At 54.5% G+C, this 7,174-nt stretch carries 7 protein-coding genes; 4 read left to right on the forward strand and 3 right to left on the reverse strand.

All coding sequences use genetic code 11. From position 1 onward, the window contains the following. Positions 1-133 precede the first annotated feature (133 nt). Positions 134-676 (forward strand): DUF177 domain-containing protein, encoded by a 543-nt coding sequence (locus QZR17_RS07855; protein WP_297129652.1) that lies wholly within the window; start codon positions 134-136, stop codon positions 674-676. A gap of 44 nt (positions 677-720) precedes the next feature. Next, positions 721-900, forward strand: a complete 180-nt coding sequence (gene rpmF / locus QZR17_RS07860; RefSeq protein WP_018107066.1) for a 50S ribosomal protein L32 — start codon at positions 721-723, stop codon at positions 898-900. Positions 901-1,095: 195 nt separating this feature from the next. Here the strand turns inward: rpmF and QZR17_RS07865 are convergent, their stop codons facing one another. The 3 genes from QZR17_RS07865 to QZR17_RS07875 all read right to left on the reverse strand — a co-directional run bounded on the left by QZR17_RS07865 (position 1,096) and on the right by QZR17_RS07875 (position 5,281). Next, complete coding sequence (locus QZR17_RS07865) at positions 1,096-2,823, reverse strand: ABC transporter ATP-binding protein (RefSeq protein WP_297129661.1); 1,728 nt, start codon at positions 2,821-2,823, stop codon at positions 1,096-1,098. A gap of 65 nt (positions 2,824-2,888) precedes the next feature. Continuing rightward, positions 2,889-4,640: an ABC transporter ATP-binding protein gene (locus QZR17_RS07870; protein WP_297129654.1), complete on the reverse strand. Its 1,752-nt coding sequence runs from the start codon at positions 4,638-4,640 to the stop codon at positions 2,889-2,891. 2 nt (positions 4,641-4,642) lie between these two features. Further along, a complete protein-coding gene (locus tag QZR17_RS07875) occupies positions 4,643-5,281 on the reverse strand; it encodes a TetR/AcrR family transcriptional regulator (protein WP_297129656.1) in 639 nt (212 codons plus the stop codon). A 360-nt stretch (positions 5,282-5,641) separates the two neighbouring features. Between QZR17_RS07875 and rbr the strand changes: the two genes are divergently transcribed. Both rbr and QZR17_RS07885 read left to right on the forward strand, forming a co-directional pair. Next, positions 5,642-6,229 carry a rubrerythrin gene (rbr, locus tag QZR17_RS07880; protein ID WP_297129657.1) on the forward strand — a complete coding sequence of 196 codons (588 nt, stop codon included), beginning with the start codon at positions 5,642-5,644 and terminating at the stop codon, positions 6,227-6,229. A gap of 740 nt (positions 6,230-6,969) precedes the next feature. Continuing rightward, the coding region (locus QZR17_RS07885) for a hypothetical protein (protein ID WP_297129659.1) at positions 6,970-7,174 on the forward strand (205 nt) is incomplete at its 3' end.

Here is a 7,174-nt window from a genome sequence, read left to right on the forward strand (position 1 = left end):
CAAAGGTAATCTCTATTTTCCTCCCCCTCCCAGCACATCAAAATGCGAATTAGCCGTCCGAGAGTGCGCAGTCGGCTCCTTGCTTGACTGCAAAGGAATTAGTAAATTTGCGGTCTGAATAGAGCAGGAAGCCATGGATAGGAGGAAAGATGCCTATATGATCGACTTTAAGGAGCCTCTCAGAGGTCCCGAGTCGCTCACATACCACTTTGACGACGACTTCTTCTCCGAGCAGGGAGATGAAGAGATCCTTGGCGGCGACGTGGATCTGGATCTGGAGATCCGGCCCACTTCAAGCCACTCGTACCAGCTACTCTTCCACTACGAGGGGGCGGTCACCGTACCATGCGACCGCTGCCTGGCGCCCTTGGAGGTGGAGGTGGACACGGACGATGAGATTACCGTCGAGCTAGGTGAGGCACTGGATGAGGAGAATGACGAAGCCCTCATCCTGGACGCTGCAGACCCCAGATATGACTTCAGCTTTATCTTCTACGAGCTCATCAAGGTGAGCCTCCCGATCGTCCACTCGCATGAGGACATCGCGGAGTGCGACCCCTCGGTGGTCAGCTTCCTGATGGAGGGTGATGCACCCGAGGATACACCCGAGGATCCCCGATGGGAGAGTCTTCGCAAGAAGATCTCCGACGAGGACGACACCGAGCCTCGTAAGTAAGTCAAGACAGAAAAGTAACACTCATATAATAGAAGTACATCATCATGGCACATCCTAAGAGACGTCAGTCCCACACCAGGACCAGAAAGCGTAGGACCCACGACGTAGCCAAGACCCCCGCGCTGACACGCTGTCCCAACTGCGGCTCCTGGCACGTCTATCACACCGTCTGCAACACCTGCGGCTACTACCGCGGTCAGATCGCTGTAGAGGTGGAGGAGTAAGACTCGGTCATCTTACAAGACCTCGTCCCTGCCCAATCATATGATTGAGCAGGGACGAGGTCTTTTGTCATAGCATCTTTATTACTTCTGGGGGATGCAAGACATTTGCATAAGGTTCTCCTCTCAGACGACAGGTAATCCCCACCGTCTCCTCAGACGATGGGGATTACCTGTCTCGTTATCTATATGAGAGAATTAGTATTCCTCTTGATGCTGGAGGCGGACCATGCGAGCGAAGTCACCGTCACGGCGTACCAGATCGTCAGGAGATCCCTCCTCGGCTACACGACCATCCTTAAGGAGCACGACGTGATCGGCATTGCGAATCGTACGCATACGATGAGCAATGACAAGGACGGTCTTATCCCGCGTCAGCTCCGAGATACCTAACTGGATCTTCGTTTCATTCTCTGCATCAAGGCTCGCCGTTGCCTCGTCAAGAAGGATAATGGGAGCGTCCTTAAGGAGTGCCCGTGCAATGGAGAGACGTTGCCGCTCCCCGCCGGAGAGGGTTTCGCCATTCTCCCCTATGATCGAGTCGTACCCCTCCGGCATCCGGCGGATGAAGTCCTCGCACTGAGCCAGCCGTGCGACACGCTTCACTTCCTCATCGGTGGCGTCCGGCTTCCCTATGCGGATATTGTCTGCTATGGAGGAGTGGAAAAGAACTACGTCCTGAAAGACGATCGCAAAGTCCCGCAGCAGAGTCTCGGGGTCTATCCCGGCAATGTCCTTACCTCCGATGAGGACCTCGCCTCCATCCACATCCCAGAAGCGGGCAGCCAACTTGGCGCATGTGCTCTTTCCCCCACCCGATGGTCCTACAAGTGCCGTCACTTCACCCTCACGAGCAGTGAAGGAGACATCCTCGAGCACCTGCTTTCCTTCCTCGTAGGAGAAGGAGACATGGTGGAATTCTATGTCGTGATTGGGAAGGTCACACTCCTCACTACCCTCTTGCATCGGCATCGACTCAATCTCACGCATACGGTTCAGCCGCACGTCGAGGAAGGAGAGCAGGGCGAGATTGTTGCAGACCTCCTGCACAGGATTGTAGACCATTGCCGAAGCGAGGAGAAAGGCCAAGTAGACGAAGAGCGACACTGTCCCGGTCGTCAGGAGCCAAGCCCCTACAAGGAGGACGGTAGGCATGCCAAGCTTCAAGAGGACGGCGGCAGAATTGACAGCCGCAGAGGAGCCCAGCTCCACATCGACTAGTTCCCGCTCATAGTCTTTCAGCTCCTCATCCAGCCGGGTCCTGTACTCCTCCTCTCCGGAGTAGGTCTTGATCTCCTGTATGCACTCTAGTCCCTCCTGTATCGTCTCGGTAACACGGCGCTTCACGGTGTAGTGATCCTTAAACCCATGCGAGAGACGGCGTCTGCTGAGGAGAAGAATCGCCACAGCAACAGGTACGACCCAGAATAGTGCCAAGCTCAGGCGCCAATCGTAGCAAAACATACCGATGGCCACGATCAACACGCTCAGGAAGGAGGCGAAGAGCTGCGGGACAGCGTGAGAGAAGGTCTGCTCCAGCTGCGTGCAATCCTCCATAACAGTCGATGTGAGATCAGAGAGATTTCGCTCAGCAAAAAATGCGAGTGGCAGCCGGCGCAGCTTCTCCGCCAGCGTGATCCGTCGCCGTGCACTCTCTCCAAAGACAGTGGTGTAGGTGCTATCGTACTGGAAGCGATTGATGACGTACATCACGATCATCAGCCCCAGCGCAAGGAGGATGTAAAAGGTGAGACTGTGTGGCTCTCCTCCTCTCGCCGGATCAAGATTCTCGGTGAGGAAGTAGAATAGGTAGCAGATCGGGAACATGAGCCCGACATTCTGCAGGGTAGAGAAAAATATTCCCCGCTTGAGATCACGGGCTCCCTTCTCGGAGAGGACAAAGCGCTCTTGTAGATATTTTGTAATCATAATTTTCATTCTGTTCTTTGTAGGAAAGGTAGTAACGTCACGGAAGACCTTTGCAGAGACTATCACAACTTCCAGGCTACAGCCCTCTGGTACTCGTCCCACATCAAGCGGTAGGTGCCATTTCGCTCCATAAGTTCATCGTGTGTCCCCTCCTCCACAATCTTTCCCTCCTTCATCACCACAATGCTGTCAGCGTGGCGTACCGTCGTGAGGCGGTGGGCGATCATCAGCACGGTTTTCCCTCTCGTGAGCCGGGTGAGAGCCTGGCGGATCAGGTGCTCGTTCTCCGGGTCGGCAAAGGCTGTCGCCTCATCAAGCACAACGATCGGTGCATCCTTAAGAATGGCTCGCGCAAGCACGATGCGTTGCACCTCGCCGCCGGAGAGATAAGTTCCTTCGGCCCCAATGAGCGTATTGAGTCCCTCAGGAAGTCGGTCAATGATCTCTCGGCTCTGAGAGAGGTCAATAGCCCGGTTGATCTCCTCGAGTGTCGCATCGGGCGAACCGTACCTGACGTTTTCGAGGATGGTGGTCTTGAAGAGGCGAGTATTCTGGAAGACAAAGGAGACACTTTTCATCAGTTTCTCCGGTGACATCTTCCTCACGTCTACACCGCCGACTAACACCCGTCCTCCGGTCGTGTCCCAGAAACGCGGTATCAGCCGTGCGAGGGTGGTCTTACCACTTCCAGATGGTCCCACGAGGGCAATTGTCTTCCCCTCCGGGACGCTGAGGGTGACGTGGCTGACAGCGTCCTCCTTTGCGCCCTCATAGCGGAAGGAGACATCCTCCAGAGACACGCTGTAACCCTTAGGCTCCAGAGTTATCTCTACGGTAGGAAGTGGAGCCGTCTCCGTCAGTCCCTCCAAGCGGCGGATCGCCTCTCCGCAGAGGAAGAAGTCCTGCGACAAATAGGCGCAGCGCATAATACTGAGAGCGATGACCGGTGTGATCAAGACGTAGAGAAACATATCCGAGATCACCACCACAGGATCTCCTCCGTGACCAATGAGGATGATTGCCACTGGGACGAGGACGAAAGCGAAGGCGCTCGTCAGTACCGTATAGAGGGACATCGGGCGGCGACAGATGCGCGAATACTTCGTCACGAGATCCCTGTAGTCGATGATGCTAGCGTAGAAGCGCTTGAAGGAGAAGACCGTCTGCTGGAAGACCTTGACTACCGGGATCCCCCGGACATACTCAACTGCCTCGGCGCTCATACGCTCCTGGGCATCAAGGTACTGCCTCTGAAATTTTCCACTCTCAGCACTCATCATATATCCCATCAGACCATAGGATAGAAGTATCGGGACAAGGGCAGCAAGTCCCAGCTGCCAGTCTACCACGAAGAGGAGTACAAGGATCCCCAGTGGGGCGACAACGCTGCTCGCGACATCCGGCAGGAGGTGTGCCACAAGCGTGTGCGTCATGCTCGAGTCCTCATCGATGATCTTCCGCATCCGCCCGGTATCCTGACGGTCAAAGAATCCAAGTGGCGTACGCAAAAGGCGATCCATGGCAAATCGACGCATATTCGTCTCCACCCTAAACGCAGCCAGGTGAGAGAGCATCAGAGCACCGAAGTAGAGCAGCACTGTAGCAAAAGAGACGACAAATGCCCACAGGGCATACGATCTGATGGGTGTCTCCGCAATGTCTCCACCCGCCGTAAGAAGGGTGCGCACTACCAGCCAGACGAGGACGAAAGGCACCAGCGATAGCAATCCGTTGAGCGCCGAGAGGACGATGGAGAGCGGAAGGAGGAGCTTACGCTTACCCATGTACTCTCCCAGTTTCTTAAATATATTCATAACTACTTATATGTATTGATGGTTTCAAATGGCTTCAACAGCTCCGTCCATCCCGCCATACCGTAGCGGGAGTATTGATTGAGAGCAAGGTCGATCTCCTCATCCGTGTACTCGTCGTGCACCACCAGTTCGGCAAAGAGGCTCGCCCACGATGAGCAGAGGATATGGATAAGGAAGGGCGAGATATTGACCTCCAGATGAGGGTAACGCTCCTTCATCAGGCGTAAATACTCATTCCCTATCTCCGTCTGAGTGGCAATAATCTGATCCATGTAGTGCTCCAGCGACGACCCCTCGCAGTGGAAAAGCAGAAGGCGAAGCTCCGGGCGATAAGCCTTGATAAGCTCCTTCATCCTCTGCAGATAATCAATGGAGAGCTCCGGCATCCGGAATACCCTCAGATCCAGGAAATCCTTGTCGTTGTGCGCCGAGAGATACCTGTCCAGCTCCTCAAGCAACGGGGTAAGGACAGCACGGAATAGGGCATCCTTATCGTCAAAGTACCGGTAGATCGTACCCACCGCCACGCCAGACCTCTTCGCTATGGTGCGAATGGAAGTCTCACGCACGCCGTGCTTGATAAATTCCTCGCGTGAGACCGTCACAATGAATTGACGGATCTCCTCCTTCAGATACTGCATCTCAGTGAATGTTCCAGAAGTGAATGTTGCTCGTCTTTGTTCACAAAAAATGCGCACCATTCGATGAGCGAATGGTGCGCCTTTTCAGGGGTGATCACGGGGAGTGCCCGCATAGGAATTCTTCTTCTCATTAGTCTCTATTATAATCGGTACGAAGGTACCACGGCTTACTTCTCCCGCCAATACTCTCTTTCTATGATTTAGGAGTATCACGGGAAAGTCCACCGCACGTTGGCAGACGACGGCAAGGAAGCAAAGACGAGAATTGTACCATATACTCACTTTTAGGTACATTTGCGCAGTGAGACTTTATTATGAGGACGCAAAGTCGAAACATTTATCACAACAGTTTTATATAAAATGGACAAGAAAAGTATCAAGGGCACCGAGACGGAGAAGAACCTGCTGAAGGCATTCGCAGGCGAGTCTCAGGCACGTAACCGCTACCACTTCTCTGAGAGCGTTGCTCGCGAGGAGGGCTATGGCCAGATCGCAGACTTCTTTAAGCAGACTGCCGACCAGGAGCGTATGCACGCTAAGATGCTCTTCTCTCACCTCGAGGGTGGGGATGTAGAGATCTCTGCCTCCTACCCCGGCGGCAAGATCGGCACCACGCGTGAGAACCTCCAGCTCGCCATTGCCGGTGAGCACGAGGAGTGGACCCATATGTACCCCACCATGGCCGACAAGGCTGAGGAGGAGGGCTTCAAGGAGATTGCCACTCTGATGCGCAACATTGTCAAGTCAGAGAAGGAGCACGAGCGTATCTACCAGCTCTTCCTCGATCGCCTCGAGAAGGAGAACCTCCTGAAGGAGGAGGAAGAGGTAGAGTGGAAGTGCCGCGTCTGTGGCTTCGTCTTCAAGGGCAAGGTACCTCCCACGAAGTGCCCCATCTGCAAGCATCCGCAGGGCTACTTCGAGCGCATCTCTGACGCTCCGGTGATCTGATAAGCGGGCTCTGCAGAGCCCTGAGAAACATCACCTGCAGCACCATAGGTCTCTCGACCTGTGGTGCTGCTTCTATTTCACCCCCACCAGCTGACTAAGATGGGGAGGGGTGACGCATTTGAGCCTTACAGAAGCCATTCGCATGCGTCATCTCTGTCAATAGATTTAATCTATGGAATATCTAATACCGATATTAGTGAATTCTTTTATCGGTATTAGCCGTCACTAATATCGGTATTAGAAATCTCTAATATCGGTATTAGAGATTTCCCTGAGGAGCGGGATGATCGGGCAGGGGATGACGCACTCGGTGGGAAGACCTGATGGTGCGATACCCTTGAGGGTGCTCGTAATGGTGATCGCCGGAGGAATAAATGCCCCTGCGGGAATGGACAGCGAGGCACCCCGGCAGGGGTGCACGGTGTTTAGACCGGGTGTCGAGGAGGGGTGCAAGCCCCGACGAAGACCCCGGGATAGTTCGGTGGGAAAAATCCTCACGACCCCGCCAGGGTGTCGCACTATCAAGCTTGCCCGTGGAGTGCGACACCCTACCGGGGTCGTATCTCTTTCCCGAGGTCTTCTTTCCCGGGGTCATCGGCACTTCGTGCCTCGACACCCGGTCTAAAAGCCGACGATCCCTCCGGGGCTTCGCCCCTGCGGGATCGGCAATCAGGATTGCACAGCGACAGGGATTATCACTTCCTTGCAGACGACAGCGAGAGCGGCTGCCAAGGGCGGGTGTGACCGTACTCCACAAGCTGTCAAATGAGTACTTCCGTGACATCTTCACCGTGGGTCGAGACTGGCTGTCCAAGCTCCTGGATGCCAACAACATGCTCTTGAGAGAGACCAAGAAAAAGCGCCCTCCTCGGACGACAAGAGGGGTGGTCAATCATGGCTTTGAGGATCATGTCAATACGATCCCAAAGTACATCGCACCTGACA

It is taken from the genome of uncultured Porphyromonas sp. (assembly GCF_900541275.1).
GTDB lineage: Bacteria > Bacteroidota > Bacteroidia > Bacteroidales > Porphyromonadaceae > Porphyromonas_A.